At 63.3% G+C, this 25,857-nt stretch carries 23 protein-coding genes; 9 read left to right on the top strand and 14 right to left on the bottom strand.

Translation table 11 applies throughout. The features are described from left to right. Positions 1–78: 78 nt before the first annotated feature. From M3A49_RS15245 to M3A49_RS15255, 3 genes are read right to left on the bottom strand one after another with little or no spacing between them, the layout of a single operon-like run. Positions 79–1,557, bottom strand: a complete 1,479-nt coding sequence (locus M3A49_RS15245; protein WP_266229373.1) for an efflux transporter outer membrane subunit — start codon at positions 1,555–1,557, stop codon at positions 79–81. Then, positions 1,554–4,742, bottom strand: coding sequence for an efflux RND transporter permease subunit (locus M3A49_RS15250; RefSeq protein ID WP_266229374.1), 3,189 nt, complete (start codon positions 4,740–4,742; stop codon positions 1,554–1,556). The genes M3A49_RS15245 and M3A49_RS15250 overlap by 4 nt, the downstream gene beginning before the upstream one ends. Further along, the gene (locus tag M3A49_RS15255) at positions 4,739–5,989 is read right to left on the bottom strand and encodes an efflux RND transporter periplasmic adaptor subunit (protein WP_266229375.1); all 1,251 of its coding nucleotides are present in this window, start codon (positions 5,987–5,989) and stop codon (positions 4,739–4,741) included. Before M3A49_RS15255 ends, M3A49_RS15250 begins: the two co-directional genes overlap by 4 nt. A 276-nt stretch (positions 5,990–6,265) precedes the next feature. Here M3A49_RS15255 and M3A49_RS15260 point away from each other — a divergent pair, with 276 nt between their 5' ends. After that, complete coding sequence (locus M3A49_RS15260; protein ID WP_266229376.1) at positions 6,266–6,784, top strand: winged helix-turn-helix transcriptional regulator; 519 nt, start codon at positions 6,266–6,268, stop codon at positions 6,782–6,784. A gap of 39 nt (positions 6,785–6,823) precedes the next feature. Here the strand turns inward: M3A49_RS15260 and M3A49_RS15265 are convergent, their stop codons facing one another. Continuing rightward, complete coding sequence (locus M3A49_RS15265) at positions 6,824–7,726, bottom strand: LysR family transcriptional regulator (protein WP_266229377.1); 903 nt, start codon at positions 7,724–7,726, stop codon at positions 6,824–6,826. A gap of 92 nt (positions 7,727–7,818) precedes the next feature. On the opposite strand from M3A49_RS15265, the gene M3A49_RS15270 reads away from it, so the two are divergent. Then, positions 7,819–8,352: a DUF1993 domain-containing protein gene (locus M3A49_RS15270; RefSeq protein WP_266229378.1), complete on the top strand. Its 534-nt coding sequence runs from the start codon at positions 7,819–7,821 to the stop codon at positions 8,350–8,352. 414 nt (positions 8,353–8,766) lie between these two features. Here the strand turns inward: M3A49_RS15270 and gspG are convergent, their stop codons facing one another. Further along, the gene (gene gspG, locus M3A49_RS15275; RefSeq protein ID WP_266229379.1) at positions 8,767–9,231 is read right to left on the bottom strand and encodes a type II secretion system major pseudopilin GspG; all 465 of its coding nucleotides are present in this window, start codon (positions 9,229–9,231) and stop codon (positions 8,767–8,769) included. 469 nt (positions 9,232–9,700) lie between these two features. Between gspG and M3A49_RS15280 the strand changes: the two genes are divergently transcribed. Both M3A49_RS15280 and M3A49_RS15285 read left to right on the top strand, forming a co-directional pair. Continuing rightward, positions 9,701–10,048 (top strand): hypothetical protein, encoded by a 348-nt coding sequence (locus tag M3A49_RS15280; protein ID WP_266229380.1) that lies wholly within the window; start codon positions 9,701–9,703, stop codon positions 10,046–10,048. Positions 10,049–10,082: 34 nt separating this feature from the next. Continuing rightward, positions 10,083–10,379 carry a YciI family protein gene (locus tag M3A49_RS15285; RefSeq protein WP_266229381.1) on the top strand — a complete coding sequence of 99 codons (297 nt, stop codon included), beginning with the start codon at positions 10,083–10,085 and terminating at the stop codon, positions 10,377–10,379. Between the two features lie 27 nt (positions 10,380–10,406). Here M3A49_RS15285 and M3A49_RS15290 read toward each other — a convergent pair whose 3' ends face one another. From M3A49_RS15290 to M3A49_RS15320, 7 genes are all read right to left on the bottom strand, one after another. Further along, entirely contained in the window at positions 10,407–11,210 is an 804-nt protein-coding gene (locus M3A49_RS15290; RefSeq protein ID WP_266229382.1) for an FRG domain-containing protein, read from the bottom strand. A 124-nt stretch (positions 11,211–11,334) separates the two neighbouring features. Continuing rightward, positions 11,335–11,838, bottom strand: coding sequence for a pyridoxamine 5'-phosphate oxidase family protein (locus tag M3A49_RS15295; protein ID WP_266229383.1), 504 nt, complete (start codon positions 11,836–11,838; stop codon positions 11,335–11,337). Between the two features lie 95 nt (positions 11,839–11,933). Further along, complete coding sequence (locus M3A49_RS15300) at positions 11,934–12,785, bottom strand: carbohydrate ABC transporter permease (RefSeq protein ID WP_266229384.1); 852 nt, start codon at positions 12,783–12,785, stop codon at positions 11,934–11,936. 20 nt (positions 12,786–12,805) lie between these two features. Continuing rightward, a complete protein-coding gene (locus tag M3A49_RS15305; RefSeq protein ID WP_416338961.1) occupies positions 12,806–13,780 on the bottom strand; it encodes a carbohydrate ABC transporter permease in 975 nt (324 codons plus the stop codon). Positions 13,781–13,889: 109 nt separating this feature from the next. Then, a complete protein-coding gene (locus M3A49_RS15310; RefSeq protein WP_266229385.1) occupies positions 13,890–15,152 on the bottom strand; it encodes an ABC transporter substrate-binding protein in 1,263 nt (420 codons plus the stop codon). 61 nt (positions 15,153–15,213) lie between these two features. Then, on the bottom strand, positions 15,214–17,214 hold the full coding sequence (locus M3A49_RS15315; protein ID WP_266229543.1) for a beta-galactosidase: 2,001 nt from the start codon (positions 17,212–17,214) through the stop codon (positions 15,214–15,216). 23 nt (positions 17,215–17,237) lie between these two features. Then, a complete protein-coding gene (locus tag M3A49_RS15320; RefSeq protein ID WP_266229386.1) occupies positions 17,238–18,410 on the bottom strand; it encodes an ABC transporter ATP-binding protein in 1,173 nt (390 codons plus the stop codon). A gap of 189 nt (positions 18,411–18,599) precedes the next feature. Between M3A49_RS15320 and M3A49_RS15325 the strand changes: the two genes are divergently transcribed. Both M3A49_RS15325 and M3A49_RS15330 read left to right on the top strand, forming a co-directional pair. Further along, complete coding sequence (locus M3A49_RS15325; protein WP_266229387.1) at positions 18,600–19,631, top strand: LacI family DNA-binding transcriptional regulator; 1,032 nt, start codon at positions 18,600–18,602, stop codon at positions 19,629–19,631. A gap of 149 nt (positions 19,632–19,780) precedes the next feature. Then, positions 19,781–21,562 carry a methyl-accepting chemotaxis protein gene (locus tag M3A49_RS15330; protein WP_266229388.1) on the top strand — a complete coding sequence of 594 codons (1,782 nt, stop codon included), beginning with the start codon at positions 19,781–19,783 and terminating at the stop codon, positions 21,560–21,562. A gap of 18 nt (positions 21,563–21,580) precedes the next feature. On the opposite strand, the gene M3A49_RS15335 is transcribed toward M3A49_RS15330, so the two are convergent. After that, entirely contained in the window at positions 21,581–22,564 is a 984-nt protein-coding gene (locus M3A49_RS15335; protein ID WP_266229389.1) for a response regulator, read from the bottom strand. Between the two features lie 297 nt (positions 22,565–22,861). On the opposite strand from M3A49_RS15335, the gene M3A49_RS15340 reads away from it, so the two are divergent. Then, positions 22,862–23,359 carry an acyl-CoA thioesterase gene (locus M3A49_RS15340; RefSeq protein ID WP_069265858.1) on the top strand — a complete coding sequence of 166 codons (498 nt, stop codon included), beginning with the start codon at positions 22,862–22,864 and terminating at the stop codon, positions 23,357–23,359. 24 nt (positions 23,360–23,383) lie between these two features. On the opposite strand, the gene M3A49_RS15345 is transcribed toward M3A49_RS15340, so the two are convergent. Beyond that, positions 23,384–24,871 (bottom strand): sensor histidine kinase, encoded by a 1,488-nt coding sequence (locus tag M3A49_RS15345; protein WP_266229390.1) that lies wholly within the window; start codon positions 24,869–24,871, stop codon positions 23,384–23,386. A gap of 119 nt (positions 24,872–24,990) precedes the next feature. Here M3A49_RS15345 and M3A49_RS15350 point away from each other — a divergent pair, with 119 nt between their 5' ends. Beyond that, a complete protein-coding gene (locus tag M3A49_RS15350; protein WP_266229391.1) occupies positions 24,991–25,149 on the top strand; it encodes a hypothetical protein in 159 nt (52 codons plus the stop codon). A gap of 58 nt (positions 25,150–25,207) precedes the next feature. Continuing rightward, complete coding sequence (locus M3A49_RS15355) at positions 25,208–25,849, top strand: HD domain-containing protein (protein WP_266229392.1); 642 nt, start codon at positions 25,208–25,210, stop codon at positions 25,847–25,849. Positions 25,850–25,857: the final 8 nt, after the last annotated feature.

The following is a 25,857-nucleotide window of genomic DNA, read 5'->3' on the forward strand; positions in this document are numbered from 1 at the left end:
AGGGAAGCCGACTGCATCGCACTACGGGCCGAAAGCAGGAAGCTGTTCCCCATAAACCGGTTAAGTCGTGCTTCGGAGTCAGTTCGTCCGCGCGACCTGCTGATGCGGAGCGTCCCATCCCCCGCCAAGCGAACGGAACGTTCTCACTGCAGCACGGGCGGCGTCGGCCTTCGTTGCATCGAGATCGTCGCGTGACTCGAGAAGTTGCCGGTCGGCGTCGAGTACATCAGTGAGCGTGATCGAACCCGCGCGATACGCTTTCTCCGAAAGATCGCGCGCCTTCGTCAGTGCGAGGACTTCCTGTTGAATCTCCTGCGCACGAATCTCCGTTTGCGAAAGCGTCATCAACGCGTCTTCGACGTCTTCGGTCGCTTTGAGAGCAGCCTCGCGATACTGCGCCAATGCCTCCGCGTACGATCCGCGCGCACTCTTGACCTCGGCGTCCACCTTGCCGAAATCGAACAGGCGCCATTGCAGCGCACCTGTCCCGATTGGCTGGAACGACTTCGCGCTCAGGAAGTGACTGGCTGTGATGCTGTCGAATCCCAGTGCGCCAGCGAGCGAAATCTTCGGGTAGTAATCGGCAAGTGCCACGCCGATCGCTTCGTTGGACGCCGCCAGGCGGCGTTCGGCAGCAATGATGTCAGGGCGGCGCCGCAAGACGTCGACGGGCTGATCCGCGCTGCCGATGGCAGGCACGTCTGGAATCACACCCGCATTCGTGCCGAGTTCTGCCGCATAGGTCCCCGGTTGCGCGCCCATCAGCACATCGAGCCGGTTCAATTGCGCTTCGAGCGACACGCGCAAGCTCGGAACGGTGGCACGTGCCTGACGCAACAAGGCCTCAGCCTGCGCCACTTCGCGTTCGTCGGATGCACCGGCCCGTTTGCGCGCTTTCACGAGCTCCAGCAGACGCGCATCGGTATCCACCTGATCCTGGGTGACGGCCAGCTGCGCCTGCAGCCCCCTGATTTGCAGATACGCGTCGGCGGCGTCGGCAGCAACCGTCACGCGCGTGCCGAGTTGAGCGGCCTCGGCGGCCTGCTCTTCATCGGTGGCGGCCGCGTGTGCGCGCCGCAGACCGCCGGCCAGATCGATTTCCCAGCTTGCTGTCGCACCCGCGACGTACTCCTTCTGGTCGCGGCTGTAATTGGGGAAGGCGCTCGCGATCGTGCCAAGAGGACTCTGCACGCTCTGGTGGGTTGCCGTGTACGACGCATTGGCATCGACCGTCGGAAGCAGGCGGGCGCCAGCCGCCTGGGCCGCCGCGCGCGACTGGGCGACGCGTGCGATCGCAGCCTGGAGACTCAGGTTTTGATCCAGCGCCCGTTGCACCACCTTGACCAGTTCGGGGTCGTTGAACCCGGTCCACCAGCTATCGAGGTTCGGGACCGGCAACGTCGTTTGCCGGTCCGCGACGACCTTCGCGTTGTGAAACGGCGCCATCTGCGTGTCGGGCGCAACGTAGTCCGGCCCGACGGCGCAGGCCGCAAGCAAGGCGCTGACGATCAGGCTACCTACGATCGCTTTCGAAGTTCTGGATACGAAGCCGTTCATTTCACTTCTCCACTACCGAGTTGCCGCACGGCAAGCGCGCCCTTGACGCCGAGCTTGCGAACGAAGGCGTAAAACGCCGGGGTGAAGGCGAGCCCGAACAGCGTCACGCCGAGCATGCCGAAGAACACCGTCGTGCCAAGTGATTGCCGCATTTCCGAGCCGGCGCCGCTCGCAATGGCGAGGGGCGCCACACCCGCGATAAAGGCGAATGACGTCATCAGGATGGGCCGCAGCCGCACGTGTGCCGCATGGGTAGCAGCGTCCTCCGCATTGACGCCGTCTTCCTCCTGGCGTTGTCTGGCGAACTCGACGATGAGAATCGCGTTCTTGGCGGCCAGTCCAACGAGCACCACAAAGCCAATCTGCGCAAGAATGTCGATCGGCATGCCTCGCATGTTCAGACCGATCGCCGCTGCGAGCAGACACATCGGCACGATCAGCACGATCGCGAGAGGCGTCTTCCAGCTTTCGTACTGTGCGGCGAGCACGAGGAACACGAACAGTGCCGAAGCGGCGAAGATCACGAGCGGAGACATGGTCTGCTCTTTTTGCTGATGAGCGAGATCGGTCCATTCGTAGGTGATGCCGTTCGGAAGAACCTGCGCTGCGAGTTGTTCCATGTGTTGAATGGCGTCGCCGGACGAGCACCCAGGGCCCGCTGCACCCATGATTTCCGCTGCGGGATACATGTTGTAGCGCGGCACGCGATACGGCTGGGTCGTGTTTCTGAAGGTCGCCACACTGCTGATCGGCACCATGTCACCCGTCGAATTGCGTACCTTGAGCCGTCCGATGTCTTCCGGTGTCCGCCGGAATGCTTCATCGCCCTGAACCCGGACCTGATATGTACGGCCCATGAAGTTGAAGTCATTCACGTATTGCGAGCCAAGGTAGAGGTCCATCGTGGAAAACACATCCGCTGGCGTGAGACCGATCTTCTCTGCCTTGAGGCGGTCGATGTCCGCATAGACAGATGGCGCGCCTGCGTTGTAAAGCGTGAAGACTCCGCCGAACACCTTGTCCTTGTTCGCTGCAGCCACGAGTGCACGCGCCGCGTCGGCGAGGGCCTGCGGCCCGAGTCCGCCGCGGTCTTCCAGCATCAGCTTGAAGCCACCCGCTGCGCCCAGCCCTTGCACGGGCGGCGGATTGATCACGACGACCACCGCGTCCTTGACACCCGCGACCCGCTTGCGGAGTTCGACCAGCATCGACGCCGCATTGACGCCGGGCACATGCTTGCCATACAGCGAAGGCAGCCCGTAGAACAGCGTCCCCACGTTCGGCGCAATCGTGCCCGTCGTCACGTCGAGGCCCGACACAGGCGACGTATGAGTCACGCCTTTGAGTCCGGGCGTGTCGAGCACGATGTCGTTGATCTCGCGAATCACCTTGTCGGTGCGTTCGAGACTCGACCCCGGAGGAAGGAACGCGATCACAGCCTGATAGCCGATGTCCTGATCCGGAATAAAGCCGGTGGGCATTTTCGACATCTGCAAGGCAGTCGCGCCAATCAGACCGACGTAGACGATCAGCATGACGGTCGTCGCGCGAACGGCGCGGCCCGTCATCTTTCCGTATCGGGACGACAGCCATTCAAACGACGCGTTGAACCGGCCGAAAATCGCATGATGGATGCGGCCCAGCGCGGTCGTTCCGCCGTGAGACTTTTCCATTTCGTGCGGCTTGAGCAGCACCGCGCACAGAGCCGGGCTCAGTGTCAGCGAGACGAAGCATGAGATGACAGTGGACGCGGCGATCGTGATCGCGAACTGCTTGAAGAACAGCCCCGAGATGCCGGACATCAACGCGGTTGGCCCGAACACCGCACACAACGTGAGCGCGATGGCGATAATGGCCGTCGAAACTTCGTTCATCGTTCGATGCGCAGCTTCTTTCGGCGACATGCCGAGCGCCATGTTCCGTTCGACGTTCTCGACAACCACGATTGCATCGTCCACAACAATCCCGACGGCCAGAACCAGTCCAAACAACGACAGGTTATTGATCGATGCGCCGAACAGCGAAAGGACGGTGAACGTGCCGATCAGCGACACCGGGATCGCGACAACCGGGATGATCGTGGCGCGCCAGTTCTGCAGGAACAGATACACGACACCGACCACTAGCAGAATGGCGATGCCGATAGTTTTCGCGACTTCCTCGATCGACTGGGAAACGAAGGTAGTCGGGTCGTAGATCTTGATGTAGTCGACGCCGGGCGGGAAGCTCTTCTTCAGTTCAGCCATTTTGGCCCACACGTCATGCTCGACCTGTACCACGTTCGCATCGGGCGTGGCAATGACGAACCACGGCGTCGCCGCGTAGCGGTCGGCATAAGCCTTGGAGCCATAGTCCACCGAACCGAGTTCGACCCGGCCGATATCGCGAATGCGTGTCACGCGTCCTTGCGTATCGGACTTGACCACGACGTCGCCAAACTGTTCGGGCGTGGTGAGGCGGCCCAGCGCGTCGATATTGATCTGGTAGGCACCCGTCCCATTGTTCGACACAGGCGGCTGATTGAGCACGCCTGCCGACACGGCGGCGTTCTGCGCACGAAGCGCGGCCAGTATTTCGCTGGCGCTGATGTTGTACGAAGCAGCCTTGTCGGGATCGACCCAGATTCGCATCGCGTACTGCCGCTCGCCGAACAGCTGAAAGTCCGACACGCCCGGCAAACGCGCGATCTGATCGCGAAGCTTGAGCATGTAGTTCGACAGGTATTCGGGACTGCGGGAACCATCGGGCGAGTAAACATGAACGCCGAGCAGCAGCGCCTGGATGGTCTTTTTCACCTGAACACCCTGCAATTGCACTTCGGCGGGCAGGCGCGACAGCGTGTCTTCCACACGACTGCGTGTCAGCAGAAGCGCGGTGTTGGGGTCCGTGCCGACCTTGAAGATCACCGTGATCGTCAATTGACCGTTGCTGGTCGATTGGCTCGAGATGTAATCCATGTTCTCGACGCCATTGACGGACTGCTCGAGCGGCGTTGCGACCGTGCGCGCAATCGTATCGGCCGACGCTCCGGGATACGAGGTCGTGATCTGAATGGTCGTGGGTACGATGTTCGGATACTGGGCCACCGGCAGCTTCATCATGGTTGCCAGGCCGATGAGGACAGCGAATATGTTGAGCACCGCTGCAAAGCGCGGGTGCTCGATAAAGAAGTGAGTCAGTTTCATGATTTTGCTCCTTCGTCGCCGTGCTCTGCCGAGAACTGGATCCTCCCGGTGTGTGGAGAAATCTTCGAGCCGGGACGCACAGCCGGAATGCCGTCGATCACGATGCGGTCGGTCGGGGCGAGTCCAGATCGGATAACTCGCAGGCCGCCGCGAAGGTCGCCAACCTCGACCTTTCTGGGCGTCGCCACGTTGTCGTCTCCGACGACGTACACCATGTGGTCGGTTTGATCCTGGAGTACGGCGGCATCGGGGACGAGCAATGCCGCCTGCGGTGCCGTCGTGGCCAGCCGCAGGCGCGCGAAGCCGCCGGGCGTCAACGACAGGTCGCTGTTGGGAATCGTTGCGCGCGCATGAATGGTTCCGCTCGAACGGTCGAGCGTGTTGTCGATAAAGTTGAGCGCACCGGTGCGCGCGTATCCACTGTCGCCTGTTGGCGAAATATTTACTGCGTCTGCCAACGGTCCTTTCTGGTTTTCACGCGAGTGCTGGAAAGCGGCATAGTCGTTCTCGCTCATGTCGAAATCCAGGTAGATCGGGTCGAGGGAAACGATGGTCGCAAGCAGCGTGGTGGGGCCGCTGCCGGCGCGGCTGCCGGATACCAGATTGCCCATCGAGACGAGGTGTGTGCCGATGCGCCCGGTGAACGGTGCTGTGATCTTGCAGCGATCCAGGTCGAACCTGGCATCGCGAACCAGAGCATTGGCGTTATCGACAGCCGCTTGAGCAGCGCGTTGTTCGGCGACTTTCTGATCGACGTTCTCGACCGTTCCCGCCTCCGAACGCTGCAGCTCCTGCGCGCGGGCAAGCTCCCGCGTGGCGAGCGCCAGCCGGGCATTCGCGGATTCGAGTCCAGCCGTCGCCTGGCTCAGCTTGATCTGATAGGGTTCCGGATCGATCTCGAAGAGCAGGTCACCTTTATGCACGATGTCGCCATCCTTGAAATGAATCTGCGTGAGCGTGCCCCCGACCTGAGCGCGCAATTCGACACGGTTCACAGCTGAGAACTGACCGAGGAACCCGAGCCGCCCCTCGATATCGCGCTGCAACGGCGCGCTGATGGCGACCGACGGAGGCGGCGGTGCCGCAACAGCGGCTGCACTCGACCAGTGCATGTGAGCCGCTGTCGCCGCCACGGCGACGATCACAGCGGCTGCAACACCTTTACCGACCCATCGAACGCTGCCGGACGGCGCCTCGTTTGCTGGAGTAGCGACTCCTACCTCGGCCTGATCAATACGGTTATTCATGGCATTCCTAAGTATGTTGGCAGGCTGTACGACAGAGAGTCATGTCCCATCTCGCCCGTTAGATGATCAACTTTGCTTTCTCGTATGACGAAAGCGGGTTAGTTCAGAACCAGGCCGCGATCCCGGGAGACTTCCCCGTGAACGACCTGCCGGCTGAGTTTCGTGACGCAACTATAGGCAACACCGTTGCGCCACACTACTGGCCGAAACCGGGAAGCTGTTCCCCGCAATCTGGTTAAGTTGCGTGACGAAACCTGGGCTACGATACGTTCCATCATGTATAGAAAACGCTTCGATGGAATGGACTGTTCGATCGCTCGCGCCCTCGACGAGGTGGGCGAGTGGTGGACGCTTCTGATCGTTCGCGAGTGCACGCAAGGCAGCCGGCGCTTCGACGAATTTCAGAGCGGGCTGGGTATCGCCCGCAATGTCCTCGCGGCGCGGCTGGAACGTTTGATCGAGCTGGATATTCTCGAACGCTTCCCGATCGCAGAACGCGCCAATACGTTCGGTTACCGATTGACCGCAAAAGGGGCGGATTTATATCCAGTGCTGGTCGCGCTCATGCAATGGGGCGACAGGTGGCTAAGGCCGGACGGCAAGCCGCCGATCACGTTGGTGGACCATGCGAGCGGGAAACCCGTGCAGGCCGTCGAAGTTCGCACGTCGGACGGGCAGGCGCTGAGCTATCGGGACGTTCGGTTCGCCGCCGGTCCGGGTGCGAAGAAAACGACGCGGGACGTCATTGAGAACCGGAACGATCGGGTGCTCGGTGATCAGAGCGACGAGTCGTGAGCCTGGAGGGCAACGAAGCAACGAAGCAACGACACCGCGCTAGTGCCGCTTCTGCTTGCCGAATCTGGATAGCGATTGTCTGAGCTTCGGCGCCGCAAAGTCGATGAAATGCCGCAGTTTGATGGCCATGAGATTTCTGGACACATGAACCAGATGGACGGGCACCGGCTCGATCTCGAACTGCGGCAGGAGTATCTCCAGTTGCCCGTTGCGGAGTGCTTCATCGGCATCGTGCTCGAAGACGTAGGTTATGCCCGCGTTGTCCACGGCGGCGCTGACGGCAGCGTCGGGTGTCGTGACTTCGAGCCGGGGTTTCACGCCGAGCACATAAATCTTGCTCGTCGTGGGAAGGCGGAAGCGCCACGGCGATAGATAGGGGCTATTGAAGACGACGCATGAATATTTGACGAGATCGTCGGGTTCGCGCGGCGGCGTATGGCTGGCAAGAAAGGCCGGGCTCGCGCAGACGATAGGCCGCAATGAACCGACGCGCGTGGCGATCATGCTGCTATCCGCGAGTTCTCCGATCCGCAAGGCGAGATCGGCGTGCGAATCGATGAGATCGATGTTTCGGTCGGAGAGAAGGAGCCGAACGGTGATGTCCGGATACTGCGCGAGGAACTGATTGATAACGGGCAAAACATGCAGACGCCCAAGCTGCACGGGCGCCGTTACGACCAGTTCACCTTTGGCTGTCGCGAACTCGCCCGTGGCCTCGTGTTCCTGGTCACGCACGAGGTCGAGAATGCGCCGGGCCGCCGCGACGTACGACATGCCCGCGTCGGTCAACGTCAGTTTGCGGGTGGTTCGTATCAGCAACCGGGTTCCGAGCAACTCCTCTAGATCGGCTACCCTGCGAGTGAGCGTGCTGACAGGGATTTTCAGTTCGCGTGCTGCCGCCGACAGGCTTCCCCTGTCCACGGCGGTCAGCAGCATTTCCATGGCTTCTAGTCGGTCCAATGCGTTCGCTCATGTGCGATCAGCTCGCAATATTGTATGGGAAGTCCTTCGCGGGCGCCGTACCAAAGCATGACATGACGAAAACAACATTACTGGAGATTCAGATGTATGCACAGGCTATCGCGCAATGCGTGCAAGCAGTAGAAACAATGGAGACTTATCTTGACAAAGCCGAGCGCTTCGCGATTGCGAAGAAGTTCGACGTTGCCGTACTGTTGTCGACCCGTCTCGCTCCCGACATGGGCGGGCTGCTCTATCAGATACAAAGCGCTTGCGACTATCTGAAGGGCGGAGCCGCCTGGCTTTCAGGACAGCAGCCGCCGCAGCACGAAGACAATGAGCAGACGCTTGATGAAGCACGTGCGCGCATCCGCAAGACGATCGACTTTGCTGAAAGCGTGGCGGTAGACCGGTACGCTGACGCCGCCAGTCGGATCGTAAAAGTATCCTGGGTGCCGGGTAAGCTGACTGGCGAAAACTATCTGCTGCAGATCGTGATTCCGAACATCTACTTCCACGTAGTCATGGCTTACGCGATTTTGCGCGCGAATGGCGTAGACCTCAAGAAGTTGGATTTCATTGGCCCGGTCAATGCCTTCGATGCCTGATTCGTGGGCGGCCCGAGTCGTTGCTAAAGGGCGAACCGGAGAAAGCTGACGTTTTCGTCGAACACGATCTGTTGACGATGCGTTACGATGAGCGACCGCCTCGCGATCGAAAGCAGACATTGGCTCGCAGAAGACGACCGTCAGCAACGGGTCGACTACGGAAGTTCGCCGGCCAATGCGATCCGCTGCGCACGGGCTTCCGATGGACCTCCGGGTTCGGTCATCGACAGGCGCTGGCCCACACCTTCGCGCGGACGTTCGAACATCGGCGCCACCCCTACGACGTGCCTTTCGAGCGAGATCACGTCGGTCGCGCATCGCCTTCGCTGAGTCCACGCATGACAACGCGGGACACATAGTCGGACATACGGACGCCGTTGCGGTAGCAGCGGGTACGCAATGAAAGGGAGCAGGCTATTCCCACGATCCTATGTCGGCGTCGTTACCCTCACCGCCTTGCTTTGCGTCGGCGCCGTAGCTGAATACGTCGATCTCACCATGCACACCCGGATTGAGATACCGATACGCGTTGCCCCATGGATCGTTCGGCAAACGCTGGAGATAGCCGCCGTCCTTCCAGAAGATCGGCACCGGACTAGTAGCAGGTTTCTCGGTCAGCGCCCGCAGGCCTTGCTCCTGGGTTGGATAGCGGCCGTTGTCGCGGTGGTATAGCGTCAGCGCCTGCACGATCGTGTCGACGTCCTGTTTCGCAGCGACACGCTTCACCCCTTCCGGGCCACTCATGACCTTCAAGGCGATTAGTGTGGCCAACACGCCGAGCATCGCAACCACGACGATAATTCTTTTAAACGCAAACCCTTGCTGATCACGGCTGCGCAGACCCGCGATATCCGTGCGGCGACCAGTCCTAAATTTCATAATTTGTTGCCTATTGTTCGGGAAAAAACGCGCGGGGTTCCTCGCGACCAGAGAGCGGTCAAATAAGGCCGGCCGGTCATTCTAAGTTTTGTCGTGCCAGGGATGTAAAGAAAATGTAGTGTGCGGAGCGGGCAGACAATGGATGAGGAACGATCGTGCGCTCTGACCGATGCCGTGTCGTCGATCGCCGATAAAAGGATGAATCTCGAGCCGGAATGATCGTCGCGTTCAGTCGTGGGGCGCTGTGCGGCCGACTGCAGCTGTTCGCCCGCGTGCTCAGAAGGGCACCAAGCGGCCGCTCCGCATCAAACAACGGACGGTCGTGCGGGGCCGGGTCGAAGGACTTATAGCGCCGACATTCACGCATCGGCGTGCGTGCGTCGGCAAGCAGCTTCGACAACGCTGCAGTGAAGGGGCGATCGAAGCGGTGACGAGCGCGCCACGGCCCTATTGTGGAGAAACAAACGAGATGACTGCAGCGAAAAAGCGCGTGCGAATGATCGAAACCACCGTGCTGTCCGACGACTGGTATGTGCTACGCAAGGTGACCTTCGACTTCCTGCGCAACCTGCGCAAGGTGTTCGAGGCGTACATGAGCCCCGGCTCCGTGACCGAGAAGCTGTATTTCTACCTGGGCGAATACGACCCCGCCGAGCGGCCCGGCGCGGGCGGCGGAGTCGAGGAGGAAGGCGAGGATCTGGAAGTGGTCGAAGTGCCGCTTGGCGAGGCGCTAAGGATGATCGAGCGCGGCGAGATCGTGGACGGCAAGACGATCATGCTGTTACAACACGCGGCGTTGCGCGGTCTCGCGCGCTAACATACACGCTTCGCCCGTTTTCTACCGACCACCCATGTACATCGTTTCGCTGTTCTATACCGCTTCGCTCGAACGCATCGACGACGCCTTGCCCGCGCATCGGGCGTACCTCGACGCACAGTTCGAAGCCGGCAATTTCATCGCCGCCGGCCCGAAAATGCCGCGCGACGGCGGCGTGATCATCGCCTCGCACATGCCGCGCGAGCGGCTCGACGCGCTGCTCGCCGCCGACCCCTTCGCTCAGCAGGGGGTCGCCACCTTCGAAGTGACGGAATTCAAGGCCACGCGCCTCGCGACCGGCCTCAACCTGCCGCGGCCCGAAACGCCGTGAGTGTGGCCGCTGCGGGCCAGCGCCGGTTCAGTTCGGCGAGCCCGCAACCGGCACCACCATGCCCGACCACACGATCTCCAGCTCCACCGCAATGGATCGCGCGAGCCCGTCGAGCCCCGGAAACAGCGACGCATTCGTGATGTTCATGCGGTAGAGCCACTTCATCGCGTCCATGCGGATGCGCTCGGGCAGTACGATCTTGTGCAGCAGTTCCTCGTGGCTCTCGTAGCCTTCCAGAATGGCCTGCAAGGGCTTGTCGATCACGCCCGGCACGACGAACGTGCCCGACTGCGCGACGAGCCGGTCGTCCATCTCCGTGGGTTCGCCCGACCAGAGAATTTCGTTCGTGTTGCTAAAGAAGTAACGCTCGAAGTTGTCGTGCGCGCGCGGGTCGATCACGTCGCGCGTGAGCGTGGGATTGGTCTTGGGCAGCGCGCGGCTGTTCCAGAGCGCAGGCGTGTTCAGCGCGTAGACGGCCGCGTCGCCGGTTGCGCGTTCGAGCGCGAAAAAGGCCGCGACGAACGGGCTCTTGGTGAAGTCGAGCAGCCGCGTGGGCGCGCCGTGGTGCTGCATGAGCGCGAGACAGCGCAGGTCGTCCTTGAGCAGGTCCGGATGCGCGAGAAAATTGTGCGCCTTGCGGCGAAACACGCGAATGGCGCGCTCCTCGCGCTGGCGCCATTGCAGCCGGTCGCCCACGTAGTCGCGCATGTAGCGCGTGAGCGAGCTTTCGAGGTGCCACTGCGCGTTCTGCTGGCCGCGAAACGCCCAGCCGTCGAGCTGCGTCGTCAGCGCCATGAACTGCTGCCAGTCTGTGAGTACCGTGGTCTGCATCGTTGTTCCAGTAGCGTTTGTTTTTGCGTTGCGCGGGGCCCATGAGGCGCGCGTCCCGCAGAACACGCTAGCACATCGACGATGACAACATCACGAAGCTTTTCGCCACGCACTTCAGGCAAACTCAGGCGAATCCACGCAGCATCGCGATCTGCTCGCGCCAGCGCGCCAGCACCTGCGGGGGCTCGTAGAGCCGGAACGTCACGCCGCTCAGCACCTCGGCATACTTCGCGCGATGCTCGGTGACGGATTCGATTTCCACGCGAAATACGCTCAGTTCGAGTGCCGTTTGCCTCTGCGCCACGGCGTGTGAGCGTGCGCGAATCTCCAGCAGCGCGCCGTCATGGACGAGCGAGAGTGTGAGGCGGCCGTCGCGCGCGAGGTTGGCTGTGGTGCTGGACTGCGGCCAGATCGCGATCAGCAGCGTGGCCGCGTTCACGGCCAGGATCTCGCCCGCGCTCAGTTGCGCGCCGTGCGGCCAGCCGTCCTCGCTTACGGTCGATAGGCGAACCGCATCGGCGAGGCGCGCTTCGAGGTGCTCGCCGTCGAATTCGCGCACGAGCGCTGCGGGTAATTGAGTGGACGATGCGGGCTGCATCGCCTGCGGGGCCGGTTCGTTTTGCTGCATGGGGCGTTCCTTGCGGGCGTGACTTGCGTCGGGTCGTTCGAAATTGGACCGTAGCGCCGCGCCGAAGTCAAATTGCCCCGCCTTTCATCCACCGTTCAGCCCTTGGTCGCGCCGAACGTGAGCCCCGCCACGAAGTGCTTCTGCATCGCAAAGAACATCATCACCGAAGGCAGGGCAGCAAGGACCGAGCCTGCGGAAACGAGGTTCCATGCCGTCGTCCACTGTCCCTTGAGGGCCGCAACGCCCACGGTGATCGGCGCGGCGTCGTCGCCCTGGGTCAGGCACAACGCCCAGAAGTAGTCGTTCCAGACGAACGTGAACACGAGAATGGCGAGCGCTGCGAGTGCCGGGCGAATGAGCGGCAGCACGATGCGCACGAACACGGTCCATTCGTTCGCGCCCTCGATGCGCGCGGCCTCCACGAGTTCGAACGGCAGTTGCTTGATGAAATTGCGCAGGAAAAGCGCGCAAAAACCGGTCTGAAACGAAAGATGGAACAGGATCAGGCCGCCAACGGTGTTGTAGAGCCCAAGCTTGAGCGTGAGGTCGCGCACCGGAATCATCAGCACCTGGATCGGCACGAAGTTGCCTGCGACGAAGGTCGCGAACAGCGCCGAATTGCCCGGAAAGCGGTAGATGGCCAGCGCATAGCCTGCCAGCGCCGCGAGTGCGATCGCCCCGGCCACGGCGGGCAGCGTGATCTGCACGCTGTTCCAGAAGTAATGGAGCATGGGCGAAGTCGTGAGCGCGTCGCGATAGTTCTCGACCATTGCGAAGTGCCTCGGCCAGCCCCAGTAGTTGCCTTCGCTCAGTTCTTCAGTGGAGCGCACCGAAGTGACCAGCACCGCAATGAGCGGCAGCAGCCAGATAAGGAGCGCCACAGGCAGCGAGAGCTTGTACAGGCGGCGCGACGCGGGCTTCCATTTGTCGACCGGAATCGGAAACATGGGGGCTCCTCGTAGCGGATTCAGTGCTCGCTGCGCAACAGGCGGCGCAGGTGATAGACGATGTAAAGCAGCATGATCGCGAACAGCACGACTGCAATCGCGGCCGAATAACCGAGCCGGTAGTATTTGATTGCCTGGTCGTACATGTAGTACGCGAGCACCGTCGAGCTTTCGAACGGGCCGCCGCCTGTCATCACGGATATGAGGTCGAAACTGCGCAGCGCGCCAATGACCGTGACCACCACGGCCATGAACGTGACGGGCCGCAGTTGCGGCAGGATCACGTGCCAGAGCATGCTCCATCCCTTCGCGCCTTCCATGCGCGCAGCCTCGATCTGCTCGCTGTTGAGCGTGGTAAGGCCCGTAAGATAGAGAATCATGCAGTACGCGGTTTGCGGCCAGAGCGCCGCGAATATGATGCCCGGCGTGGCGTAGTTCGGGTCGCCGAGCACGGGAATGCCGTGGCCCAGCATGAGCGCGAGCAGGCCGAACGTGGGGTCGTAGAACCACGAGTAGATGAGGCCCACCACCACGCCCGAAAGCACGAATGGCGCGAAGAACAGCGACTTGACGATGCGGATGCCGCCCACGGCCTGGTTGAGGTACAGCGCGATCGCAAGGCCCATGGGCGGCGCGAGCAGGAACAGCACCAGCCAGATCACGTTGTTCTTGAGCGCCGTGTAGAACGTGGGCGAGTGGAACAGTTCGACGTAATTCGCGAACCCCACGAAGCTCGCTTCGGTCATGCCGTCCCAGTTGTAGAGCGAGAGACGCAGCGTCGAGAGAATCGGCCAGATCACGTACACCGCGAACATGATGACCGCGGGCGCGAGAAAGAGGCACGCGGCACGGCGCTGGCGACGCGCGGTAGGCGACGCGCGGCGGCGCGGCTGAATGCCCCGCCTGCTTGCGTGCGGCATGCCGCCGTTCTCGCCACCTGCCGGCGCGGCGCCGTCTACGCGATGCGCAACGGTGTGACTGACTGCCTGTCTCACGGCAAAAACCTCCTGTCGGCCAGAGTTGGCGCTCTAGCGCTCTGGTCCCATGCAAAGCTCTCGAGGGCAGGCAGCGCAACCCGCACTGCCCGCCTTCTCTTCGAACAGCTTACTTCTTGTAGATCCGCTGACGCGTCTGCTCCAACTGCGAGAGAATCGAGTCGAGCCTGGTCGGATCGGACACGAACTGCTGCATGCCCTTCATGCCTTCGTCGGCCATTTCCTTCGTCATGTCGCGGTCATAGAACTGCGCAATGCCGCCCTTCGTGTTCGAAAGGATCTGGAAGCCGATCTTCGAAATCGGGTCGTCAGGCTCCGGCGACTTGCTGTTGGCCGAAAGCGAACCCAGCCCCTTGGCAAGTTGCTCGCCAATTTCGGGCGTTTCCGCAAACGCGAGGAACGCGTGCGCATCGGCCTTGTTCTTCGCCTTCCCCGGAATATGCAGCGATTCGACCGGACCGTCTTCGGCCGTCGGCACGTTCGGGTCGATGATCGGGAACTGGAAGTAACCCATCTGCTGCTTGACCGTCGGGCTGAAGCCGCCCGTAATGAAGGTGCCCATCAGCATCATCGCGGCCTTGCCCTGGAACAGGAACGGCTGCGCCGCATCGAGATCGTACGAGAGCGAATTGGGAATGAAGTCGCCGTCGTCGAGCAGTTGCTTCCACGTCACGTAGACCTTTTTCACGCGCGGGTCGGTGTACGGCACTTCGCCCGCCATCAGCTTCTGGTGGAACGCGTTGCCGTTCAGGCGCAGGTCCAGATAGTCGAACCAGCCCGCCAGCGTCCACGCGTCGCGCCCGGCCACGGCAATCGGCGCGATGCCCGCGGCCTTGAGCTTCTTGCAGGCATCGAGGAATTCATTCCACGTTTTCGGCTCGCTCTTGATGCCTACCTTGTCGAACAGGTCCTTGCGATAGAACATGCCCCACGAGTAATACACCGTGGGCGCGGCGTACTGCTTGCCCTGGTACGACGAAGCCTCCTTCGTCGAGGCGTACATGCTGTCCCAGTTGTTCTTCTTCCAGTCGTCCGAAAGGTCCGCGAACAGGCCGCGCTTCGCGTAGTAGGCCATGCGCTCGCCGTCGTGCCAGTTCACGATGTCGGGCGGCGCGGTTGTGAGCCAGTTCGGCAACTGGACCTTGTAGGCTTCCTCGTCGACGAACGACACCTTCACGTCGGTGCCGGGGTGCGTCTTCTTGAACTCGTCGATCACCTGCTCCCACACGGCGCGCTGGCTTGCGCCCTTGTAGGCAATGTTCATTTCGAGCGTGCCGGCCTGCGCCGCGCTCGCGAACGCGCCTGCAAGCGCGCCCGCCGCCAGCGTCGCAGCAACGAGCAGGGTGCGTGGTCTAAAGGTCTTGCCGATCATGCGTGTCTCCTTGGTTATACGTCGTTGTCGGTGCTGCATCGGAAGGAACTGCGCAATGGGTCTATTGCGTACGGTAGGCGCTCACGCCCTGCGGCTCTATCGTACGCGAGCCGATCACGATTGCCTCGTCGGGAATATCCGCAGAAAGCGTGTGCGTGCCCGGCCCATAGTTGAATACCCAGGTGAAGCCGCCGCGCCGGCTCACGCGGAGCGCGTCGCCAAGCGGCTGCGGCGCGAGCCCCGCTTCGCGCGCCACGCGCGCAAAGAGCGCCTGTGTGCTCGCCTCGTCGAACAGGCTCGCGAGGTAGTGGACCGCGCCGCTCTTCACATAAGCGGGATGGCCGTCGCTGAACGTCGCGCGCACTTCCGGCACGACCCATTCGTTTTCGCCGGTGTTGGCACCGAGTTCGATCAGATCGCGCCAGTGGCGCGCGTGGCCTTCGTGCGCACCGTCCAGGTCGAAGCGCACCGGCTCGCTGATATTGGGCCGCAGCGACTCCACGCGCCACACGCGCAGCGGCAGCAGCGCGGCGAGCGGCCCAGGCGGCAGGTTGGCGGGAATCTGCAGATCGACGGTTTTCGAGCCCGTGCGCGGCCCGATCACCACTTGCGCGCCCGAACTGGCGAGGCGCTGCGCGAAGTCGTCGGGCACGACGGGCAGCGGCGGCACGACCACGAGCCGGTAACCGTCGAGCGGCGCGTGCACCGAAACGATATCCACGTCGAAGCCGAGCGCGCGCAGCGCCGAGTAGTACTCCACAGCGAAGCGCGGATAGTGGAAATCCGCGCCCTGCGGATGAATCTCGAAGAGCCACTTCGCCTCGTAATCGAGCACGAGGGCAACGGGCGTCTTCACGTCGAAGTCACGGCCGCCCTTCGCCGCCGCGAGGACGGCCTCGATTTCCTCGGCCACGCGCGCCGCCTCCGCACTGCCGAGGTCAGGGCGGTTGTCGGGCGTATTCAGGCCCGCGTGCATCTGCTCCTGCGCGAACGGCGCCTGGCGCCAGCGGAAATACGACACGCAGCCTGCGCCGTGCGCGAACGCCTCCCAGCTCCAGAGGCGCACCATGCCGGGCAGCGGTGCGGGGTTCCAGTGCGCCCAGTTGACGGGGCCGGGCTGCTGCTCCATGACCCAGAACGGCAGCTTCGACATGCCGCGATACACGTCGTGATTGAACGAGGCGAAGTCGGGGTGGCCGGTGCGTAGATAGCGCGCCTTCACTTCGGGCGCGAACCACTGCTGGTCGAGCGCGCCGAGCGGATAGCTGTCCCACGTCGCGACGTCGAGATCGGCGGCGACCTTGTAGTGATCGAACTCCATGAAGAGTTGCATGAAGTTGTGCGCGATGGGCCGCCCCGGCGAATGCGCGCGCAGGATATCGACCTGCATGCGGTTGTAGCGCTGCACTTCGTCGGAGGCGAAGCGCTGGTAGTCGAGCCGGTGCGACGGATGCGCCTCGGTCACGGTGCCGACGGGCGCCTCGATCTCGTCGAAGCTGCGGTACTCCATGCTCCAGAACACGGTGCCCCAGGCGGTGTTGAGCGCGTCGATGCTGCCGTAGCGCGCCCTGAGCCATTCGCGAAACCGCTGCACCGCCGCCGGCGAGTAGCTGACCACCGTTTGATGGCAGCCGTACTCGTTATCGGTTTGCCAGTACGCGACGGCGGGATGCTGGCCATAACGCGCGGCGACCGCCTCGCAGATGCGCCGCGAAGCCTCGAAATACGCCGGCGACGAAAAATCGTAATGCCGCCGCGAGCCGAACCCGCGCACGCGGCCATCGGCGCCCACGGGCAGGATGTCCGGGTGCTGGTCGATCAGCCACTTGGGCGGCGTGGCCGTGGGCGTGCACATCACTACTTGCAGGCCGGCGGCGCCAAGCGTGTCGATCGCGCGATCGAGCCAGCCCCAGTCGAATTCGCCGGGCGTCGGCTCGATGCGGCTCCACGCGAACTCGGCGATACGCACCTGCGCGATGCCCAGCGCCTTCATGCGCGCGGCGTCGTCGTTCCACATGGCCTCCGGCCAGTGCTCCGGGTAATAGCAGACTCCAAGACGCATCCCTGTGTCCTCGTTCGTTGTTGTCATGCGGGTTGCTCGGCGGTGGCGAGCGGTGCGACAGCAAAGCCGTCTTCCGCGAACAGATGGCAGGCGCTCGGGCTCGCACGGAACTGGGCGGCGTCGCCGCTATGGAGCCGGGCATCGCCTGGCGCCTTGGCGACGAGCACTGCCCCACCCGGCTGATCGAGATGTACATAGCTGTGCTCGCCAAGCTCCTCGACCAGCGTGATAGCACGCGAAATCGCCAAGGCATCCTGAGCATCGCGCGAGGTGGGCGAGGCAACGCCCTCCACCACCAGTTCGAGATGCTCGGGACGCACGCCGAACGTGACCGGCGCACCCACGGCGAGCCGCGCGCCCTGCACCGGAAGCCGCACCGTTTCGCCGCTGTCGTCGAGCGTGACGCTCACGCCGATGGCCTCGATGGCCGCCACGCGCGCCGGCAGAAAATTCATGCGCGGCGAGCCGATAAAGCCCGCCACGAAGCGGCTAGCGGGCCGGTGATAAAGCTCGAGCGGCGCACCCACCTGGGCGATGCTGCCGTATCGTTCGGTATCCTGACCGCTATGCAAAAGGACGATTTTGTCGGCGAGCGTCATCGCCTCGATCTGGTCGTGCGTCACGTACACCACGCTCGCCTGCTCGAACTGTCGATGCAGGCGCGCGATCTCGATACGCGTCTGGCCGCGCAAGGTCGCGTCGAGATTGGAAAGCGGCTCGTCGAACAGGAACACGCCGGGCTCGCGCACGATCGCGCGGCCAATCGCCACGCGTTGCCGCTGCCCGCCCGAAAGCGCCTTGGGGTGACGCTCGAGCAACGCCTCGAGCTGAAGAATGCGTGCGGCTTCGCGCACCTTGCGATCGATCTCGGCCTTCGGCGTTTTCGCGAGCTTGAGGCCGAACGCCATGTTCTCGTACACGGTCATGTGCGGGAACAGCGCGTAGCTCTGGAACACCATGGCCACGCCGCGCTGCGCGGCGCTCACGTCGTTCACGAGCTTGCCGCCGATCGAAATATCGCCGTCGGTCACATCTTCCAGGCCCGCGATCATGCGCAGCAGCGTGGACTTGCCGCAGCCCGAAGGGCCGAGGAATACACAGAACTCGTTCCTGCCGATCTCCAGATCGACGTTGCGAATCACCGGCGCATTCTCGCCGTATGCCTTCTGAACGCCGCGCAACGAAATGCTCGCCATCGTGCCGTCTCCATGTTCTAATCAGCGCGACACGGAGATTAAGCGCTTAATCAGCAGCCCATAAAAAAGCGATCGCTTCTGCGATCTGGCTGCCTTGTCTCCGATATTCGCTTTGATTGTCGGGCCAATGTTGCAGTGCCCGTCACAATCATGCAAATGTTGAATCGCCTTCCCATATTTTGAGATCGCATGCCGACCCTGAACGAAGTCGCGCGCCGCGCCGGCGTCACGCCGGCCACCGTCTCTAACGTCTTGCGCGAGCGCGGGCGCGTGGGCGAAGCCACGCGCCAACGCGTGCTCGAAGCGGTCGAGGCGCTCGGCTATCGCCCGCATTTGTCGGCACGCGCGCTCGCCGAAGGACGGCCGCCCACCATCGCGCTCATGGTGTCGAGCATCGCGAACCCGTTCTACCCGGAGTTCGCGCTCGCCGTGGAGAATGCGCTGCGGCGCAGCGGGCGCTTCCTCATCATCTGCAATACGGATGGCGACCCGCAAACGGGCCGCGCCTACCTCGAACAGATTGCGGGCACGCTCTCGGCGGGCGTGCTCGTGATGAACGCCAATCTCGACTTTGCCGACCTGCGCGCCACCGTGCGGCGCGGCGCGCCGGTCGTGCTGTGCATGTGGGAGCGGCCGCTCGACCCGCCGGGCCTGCCGTGCGTGGCCGTGGACTTTCGGCGCGCGGGGGAGCTTGCCGGGCAGCATTTGCTGACGCTCGGGCATCGGCGCATTGGCGCGATCGTCGGCAGCAAGGTTTCCGGCATCCACGCGGCGCGCTATGACGGTTTCGTCGCGGCCATGCAGGCCGCCGGGCTCGACGGCACGGGCGCGCCCGTACGCTATGCGCCGGATACGACGCAAGGCGGCTATGCGGCCACGAGCGAGCTGCTCGCGCGGCATCCCGACCTCACCGCGATCTTCGCGACCAACGACCTGCCCGCGCTCGGCGCGATGCAGGCCGCCGCCGATCTCGGGCTCGACGTGCCGCGCGAGCTTTCCGTGGTCGGCATCACCGATATTCAGCTGGCACGCGAGTCGCGGCCCGCCCTCACGACCGTTGCGGTCGCAACGGTCGAGGCGGCGGAGCTGGCCGTCGAGTTGCTGACGGAATTGGTCGAAGCGCCGGATTCGGCCGCTGGCGCGACCGCGCGCATGTGCGTGGTCCCGGCGCCGCGGTTGGTCGTGCGGGCTTCGACGGCGGCGCCGCGAGCGAAAGGTTAACGAAAGAATCTGCGCTCTACTCCCATCCGGCGCAAAGAACCCATAAGCAAACCTTAAGGTTCCGTTCGAACCATCCGTTAAACACGATGGCGCTGCACATGAGCACCGTCACGAGAAAACAAATCGAAGATGGCTGGAGAAAAACAAACGTGAAGCGAACAACGTTGAATCAGAAAGCCTGGGGCATCGTCGGGCTGTTGTGGATTTCGCTCGTCGTGCTAGTGGTGGCCAACGCCTTCATGACCCGCTCGGGGATGGAGACGGACCGCAAGACCCTGATCGAGCAGGAGACGCAAACCGCATTGGGCGTGGTCTCGTACTACCAGAAGGAAGCGGCCGCCGGCCACATGAGCGCCGACGACGCGAAGCGCCTCGCCATCGCCACGCTGCGCGGCACGCGCTATGGCGACGACCAGAGCGGCTACTTCGGCATTTACGACAGCAACGTCGTGGCGCTGCTCGTGCCGCCCAAGCCGGAGATGGAAGGCAGGAGCCAGGCGAACATGACGGACCCGCGCGGCACGCATGTGGCGCTCGAGATCGTCAAAAGCTCGTCCACCGGCGGCGACGGCTACAGCAGCTACTGGTGGCCGAAGCCCGGCAAGAGCGCGCCGGTCGAAAAGATCACCTATTCCGCCCTCGTACCGGGCTGGGACTGGCACATCTTCACCGGCATCTATACCGACGACATCGACGACGCCTTCCGCAGCGCGCTGATCAGCAACCTCCTGCTCGTGACGGTGATCGGCGCGGCCGTGACGCTCGGCCTCATGTGGCTCATCGGCACGATCCGCCGCAGCCTCGGCGGCGAGCCGGAATACGCCTCGCAGATCTGCCAGCGCATCGCCGAAGGCGATCTCACGGCCCATGTGAATCTCGCGCCCGGCGACCAGCATAGCCTGCTCCACTCGATGCGGCAGATGCAGCGTCAGTTGGTCGAGACCGTGCAGCGCATCCAGACTTCGGCCGAATCGATCACGACGGGCGCCAAGGAAATCGCGGCGGGCAATCTGGACCTTTCCTCGCGTACGGAAGAGCAAGCCGCCTCGCTCGAGGAAACGGCCGCCAGCATCGAGGAGCTCACGACTACGGTCAAGCACAACACCGACAACGCGCGCCAGGGCAACACGCTCGCGGTGAACGCATCGGAAGTCGCCGCTCGCGGCGGTGAAGTCGTGCGCCGCGTGGTCGAAACGATGAACGAGATTTCGACCAGCTCGCAGCGCGTGGAGCAAATCATCGGCGTGATCGACGGCATCGCCTTCCAGACCAACATCCTCGCGCTCAATGCGGCCGTGGAAGCGGCGCGCGCGGGCGACCAGGGCCGTGGCTTCGCCGTCGTGGCGGGCGAAGTGCGCAGCCTCGCACAGCGCAGCGCGACCGCCGCCAAGGAGATCAAGGATCTGATCGGGCAGTCGGTGGCGCAAGTATCGGAAGGCACGAAGCTCGTCGATGAAGCGGGTAAAACCATCGACGAGGTGGTGGTTTCGGCGCGCCGCGTGGCCGACCTGATGGGCGAAATCGCAGCGGCTTCCGAAGAGCAGCACACCGGCATCGAGCAGGTGAACCGCGCCGTCGCGCAGATGGACGAAGTGACGCAGCAGAATGCGGCGCTGGTCGAAGAAGCATCGGCGGCGGCGCAGTCGATGGCGGCGCAGTCGAACGGGTTGCGCGATGTCGTGACGGTGTTCCGGGTCGGGACGCAGGCCGAGTCGGCGTTTGCGTCTGCGGCTGCAACGCCTGCTCAACGCGCGCGTGCCGTGCGCCCGGCGGCACCGCCCAAGCGCCCTGCCCCCGCACGCGAAAAGGCCATGGGAACCAAGCCGGTCCGCAAGGCCGCGAACGCAGCACCCGCGGCAACGGCAAAGGCGGCTTCCGCCAGCCCCGTGGCCACCGCGTCTAACGAAGCGGCAGACTGGGAAACCTTCTAAACACGGGTCAGGAAGTCATCACGCAAGGCGGCCGCCCTCACCCGGCGCGCCTTGCTCCGCCCGCCACGCGGCAAACGTGATCAACCCGGGCGCAAGCCCCGGATCGCCGATACGAGTCCAGCTCGTATAGGTATCGTCGAGTCCCGGCACCGGCTGCGGCGTGGCGAACTCCACGCGCGACATGCCGGGCCGATACGCCTCGTTCGGCCAGTAAACCGGCATGACGCGGCGCGCCGCCATTTCCTCGCGCAACGCTTCGGGGCCGCCTTCATCGGTCACGACATCGCATTGCGCGGCCCAGTCGTGACTATCCCACGCGAGAAACACGCCGGCGTTGCCTTCGGCGTCGAACGTCAGCACGGCATTCTGCTCGGGGCGCCAGTAGTATTCGACGATGCGCTCGCGCTGCGCGACTTCGTGCAGGACGTCGGCGATGCGCCGGTTCGCGTAGATCGCGCCCACGCCATGCACGCCGATATGGCCGCGCCGCGCGCAGAACTTGCGCTTGGCGTCGTCGATCGCGCCGCGCAGCTTGCGGGTCATGGCGGGATCGGACTTCTTCACGTAGAAGTCGATCAGCCCCGCGTTGAACGCCTCCACCGCGTGTGATTCGTCGGCCGTGGCCGTGAGCAGGATGCGCGTGCACGCCACGTCCTTCGCGGCGGCAAGAAACTCGACGCCGGTCATCTCCGGCATTTCGTAGTCCACGACGAGCGCGGCGATGTCGCCAAAGCGCGCCGCGTCGGTCATCACGTCCTCGCCCAGCGCGTTGCCGCCTCGCTTCTCGAACTCCGACCATGCCGCGCCCGCGGCGGGATTGCGCGCACTCTGCCGCGCCTCGTGCGAAGCAACGAAAGCCAGCGCCTTTCTCGCGCTCGTGAAGTAGCGGTCCGTGCCCGCACCCGGAAAGAGGCCGCGCAGCGCGTAGAGGAAGTCGGGGCTGTCGTCGAGAAAAACGACGGAGACGGGATGGTAAACCGGCTGTCTGACGATGGAACTCATGCTGGATCTCGGTAAGCGCGCTGCGCCTCGTGCGGCGCCGCTCGACACCTGGAGCGGCACCGCGAGGAAAACATGTCGATTATGCGGCGTGTCGCCTGGACACAGCAACCCGAAGCCGCAGGTGCGCGGTCAATGAAACACGCGCAAACGTTATCGCACCCAGCGTGGGTGAACCGGTTTGCGTATGTGGGGAGCACGGTATTGGATGAAGAGGAACGCGAAGAGAATGGTGCATGCCTCCTTTTCTCCGGAGGCACGCGCGGCTGCCGCCTGCAGTCCCTATCTGGAGTCACTCTGATGTACGCACGCGAATCCATTCCCGCCGTCCTGTCCCGTGGCACCGCCGGATTCTCCGACGAAATCATGGAAGCTACGCCGACCAAAACGTTCCATCATGTCATCGACATTTACCTGAAGGACTCGAACGCATTCATGAACACGTATTTCGCCCGCTATTTCGAATGGCAGGGCATTTGCCGCGAACGCTGGTTTCACGAGTGCATTCACAACAATCTGCTCGCCTCGGGTGGCGTGTTCGTCACCAAGCGCGCGCACCAGGAATACGTGCAGGAAACCTTTCCGTTCCAGCGCGTGGATTGCTACCTCAACACCTTCCAGGTGCGTCAGTGCTCCGCGTATCTCGTGTTCCGCTTTTGCGTGGACGGACGGCCCGTTTCGCTCGGCTATCAGCAGATTCTCTTCGCCGGCACCGACAAGCGCATTCGCCGCTTTCCGCCCGGCATCATCGAGCGAGTGAAGGAATACGAGCTGGTCCTGCCTTCGGGTTCGAACTAAGCGTCTTGAACCCGGCTACATGAACTAGCCCGCGAAATCCTGCCCCGCCGGAAAACGGCGGGGTTTCGCCGGCGCGTCGTGCAGCGCGCGGTCGGCACTCGTGCCGGGCTCGGGCAGGCGGATCGTGAAGGTGGTGTGCACATGCGGCTCCGACTCGCAGGCTATCGTGCCGCCCAGCGCCTCGGCCACGCGGCGGCAAAACGTGAGGCCCATGCCAGCGCCCCGCCCATGCGCCTTGGTCGAATAAAACGGATCGAACACGCGCGGCAGGATATCGGCGGGAATGCCGCAGCCGTTGTCGGTAAAGCGCAGCACGCAAAAGCCCGCTTCGCTCGTTGCGCTGATCTGAACGCGGCCCGCGTAATCGCTCACCTTGTCGCTCCTTTCGGCCATTTCCGCGTGAATCGCGAAGAGCGCGTTCTTGAGCAGATTGAAAAGCACGAACACGACGAGAGAATCCGAGCCCGAGAAACTCAGTTGCGCGTCCATGGGGGCCACCTCCACCATGTCGCGCTCGCCGGTGCGGAATGGAAAACGTTCGAGCGCGGCATTCACGCAGGAGCGCACCGGGTAGGTCTCGAAGCTGCGGCGGTCGAGCCGGTCGAGCGTGAACGAAGCCAGCGACATTTCGACCACGGTGCTCGTGCTGTCCACCTGACGGCGTATCGAGGTGGCGAGCGAGGAAAGGCGCTCCGACTGACCGGGGTAGAGTCCGTCCACGCACAACTGGTGCTGCACGGCCAGCTGGTAGCCGCGCATGAGTTCGGGCAGCACGTTGCCGATTTCCTCGGCATGCATGCCGATGGCCGCGAGCGGCGTAGCGACCTCGTGCGCCACCGTGGCCGCGATGAGGTACGGGCGCATGAGGCCGTAGCGCACGATCGTGACCGCGAGAATGCCAAGGCTAACTGCGATGAACACCGCGCCCACGGGATAGAACGCGAGCCCGTAATTCACCGCGTAATCGGTGGCGGCGAGCGCGTACAGGCCGAGGCTCACGAAGCACAGGTCGAGCAGCTGGCGGCGGTCGTGCGCCTGCGTCTGGCCGCGCGCGGCGTACAACAGCCAGGCGCTGCGGCACGCGAGCAGCACGGTCTGCGCCACATGCACGGGATGCAGCATGCCCGCCTTCGGATACTTGCCGAAGAAGAACGTGCCGTAGCCGTCCACGACGGCATCGCTCAACAGCAGCAGCGCCGCGAGCAGCACGCTGAGCAGATACGAGGCGATGAGGAGCGGGCGTTCGCCGCGCCGGGCGCTCACTTCGGTCACGAAGTGATAGAACGTGGTAGGCAGAAAGAGGATGAAGAAGTAGCCGACCTTGACGAGCACGGCGGACAGTTCGGGGTCGGACGTCTGGAACAGAAAGGCCCAGGTGCCCTGCCAGAAGAACGTGGTCGCGCACATCAGGGCGAACGGCACCGAGAGGCGCGTGAAGCCCTCAGTCAGGAGCACGTAGACGCCGAATCCGAGAAATAATGCGGACACGAACGCTGGCAGGATCGAATACATAGTCTGTCGCGTGGGTTCTTGTTCTTACCGACCTGGTTGGCGCGGCGCGTTCCCAGCAGCGTCCCCGTGCGCCGAATGTGCGATTCGCGGGCCAGATCTCGCCGCCAGATGCAGGGCGCATGAAATGCGCGCCGATCGAATCGATTTTGCCGATTATCGCCGCTAATCCCTTGTTGCGGCGAAATTTTGCCGGTTTCGGCGACGCCGCCATGCGCCGCGAATCGCCGCTGGCCCAATTTCGGTCGAATTGGCAGAAAACCACGGTATCCGTCGATTGAGGACAACCCTGGCGCCGCCCAGAATGGAGGTCATCACCCACCCCGACGGAGCACCCACATGACCCCGACCCTCGCCGATGTCGCCATCCCCGACAGCAAGCTCGCCCGCGAAATCACCGAACTCGTGCGCGACACCGAATCGCCGCTGCTGTTCCATCATTCGAGCCGCGTCTATTATTTCGGCGCGCTGGCCGGCCGCCGACTCGGCCTGAAGTTCGATCGCGAACTGCTCTACGCCGGTGCAATGTTTCATGACATGGGCCTCACGCACGCGCACAGCAGCGAGCACGAGCGCTTCGAAGTGGACGGCGCGAATGTCGCGCGCGATTTCCTGCGCGGCCACGGCATCTCGCAGCAGGACATCGACCTCGTGTGGACCGCCATCGCGCTGCATACGACGCCGGGCATCCCGCAGCACATGCATCCGGTGATCGCGCTCTTGACGGCGGGCGTCGAAATGGACGTGCTCGGCATTGCCTACGACCGCTTCAGCGACACCGAGCGCGAGGCCGTGGTCCACGCGCACCCGCGCAGCGAGCACTTCAAGGAGGACATCATCCAGACCTTCTATGACGGCATCAAGCACAAGCCCGCCACCACGTTCGGCAACGTCAAGGCCGACGTGCTCGCAGACAAGGATCCGCACTTCCATGCCGGCAACTTCTGCAGCGTGATCCGCCATTCTGCCTGGCGCGGTTGAGTGACACC

It is taken from the genome of Paraburkholderia sp. CNPSo 3076, assembly GCF_026343935.1.
Lineage (GTDB): Bacteria > Pseudomonadota > Gammaproteobacteria > Burkholderiales > Burkholderiaceae > Paraburkholderia > Paraburkholderia nodosa.

Coding starts and splice junctions, on each gene's coding strand:
- M3A49_RS15245 (WP_266229373.1), bottom strand. CDS start 1,557: ATGAACGGCTTCGTATCCAGAACTTCGAAAGCGATCGTAGGTAGCCTG.
- M3A49_RS15315 (WP_266229543.1), bottom strand. CDS start 17,214: ATGCGTCTTGGAGTCTGCTATTACCCGGAGCACTGGCCGGAGGCCATG.
- M3A49_RS15335 (WP_266229389.1), bottom strand. CDS start 22,564: ATGAGTTCCATCGTCAGACAGCCGGTTTACCATCCCGTCTCCGTCGTT.
- M3A49_RS15260 (WP_266229376.1), top strand. CDS start 6,266: ATGTATAGAAAACGCTTCGATGGAATGGACTGTTCGATCGCTCGCGCC.
- M3A49_RS15300 (WP_266229384.1), bottom strand. CDS start 12,785: ATGTTTCCGATTCCGGTCGACAAATGGAAGCCCGCGTCGCGCCGCCTG.
- M3A49_RS15265 (WP_266229377.1), bottom strand. CDS start 7,726: ATGGAAATGCTGCTGACCGCCGTGGACAGGGGAAGCCTGTCGGCGGCA.
- M3A49_RS15295 (WP_266229383.1), bottom strand. CDS start 11,838: ATGCAGCAAAACGAACCGGCCCCGCAGGCGATGCAGCCCGCATCGTCC.
- M3A49_RS15355 (WP_266229392.1), top strand. CDS start 25,208: ATGACCCCGACCCTCGCCGATGTCGCCATCCCCGACAGCAAGCTCGCC.
- M3A49_RS15340 (WP_069265858.1), top strand. CDS start 22,862: ATGTACGCACGCGAATCCATTCCCGCCGTCCTGTCCCGTGGCACCGCC.
- M3A49_RS15270 (WP_266229378.1), top strand. CDS start 7,819: ATGACGAAAACAACATTACTGGAGATTCAGATGTATGCACAGGCTATC.
- M3A49_RS15325 (WP_266229387.1), top strand. CDS start 18,600: ATGCCGACCCTGAACGAAGTCGCGCGCCGCGCCGGCGTCACGCCGGCC.
- gspG (WP_266229379.1), bottom strand. CDS start 9,231: ATGAAATTTAGGACTGGTCGCCGCACGGATATCGCGGGTCTGCGCAGC.
- M3A49_RS15320 (WP_266229386.1), bottom strand. CDS start 18,410: ATGGCGAGCATTTCGTTGCGCGGCGTTCAGAAGGCATACGGCGAGAAT.
- M3A49_RS15285 (WP_266229381.1), top strand. CDS start 10,083: ATGTACATCGTTTCGCTGTTCTATACCGCTTCGCTCGAACGCATCGAC.
- M3A49_RS15290 (WP_266229382.1), bottom strand. CDS start 11,210: ATGCAGACCACGGTACTCACAGACTGGCAGCAGTTCATGGCGCTGACG.
- M3A49_RS15255 (WP_266229375.1), bottom strand. CDS start 5,989: ATGAATAACCGTATTGATCAGGCCGAGGTAGGAGTCGCTACTCCAGCA.
- M3A49_RS15310 (WP_266229385.1), bottom strand. CDS start 15,152: ATGATCGGCAAGACCTTTAGACCACGCACCCTGCTCGTTGCTGCGACG.
- M3A49_RS15250 (WP_266229374.1), bottom strand. CDS start 4,742: ATGAAACTGACTCACTTCTTTATCGAGCACCCGCGCTTTGCAGCGGTG.
- M3A49_RS15345 (WP_266229390.1), bottom strand. CDS start 24,871: ATGTATTCGATCCTGCCAGCGTTCGTGTCCGCATTATTTCTCGGATTC.
- M3A49_RS15280 (WP_266229380.1), top strand. CDS start 9,701: ATGACTGCAGCGAAAAAGCGCGTGCGAATGATCGAAACCACCGTGCTG.
- M3A49_RS15350 (WP_266229391.1), top strand. CDS start 24,991: ATGAAATGCGCGCCGATCGAATCGATTTTGCCGATTATCGCCGCTAAT.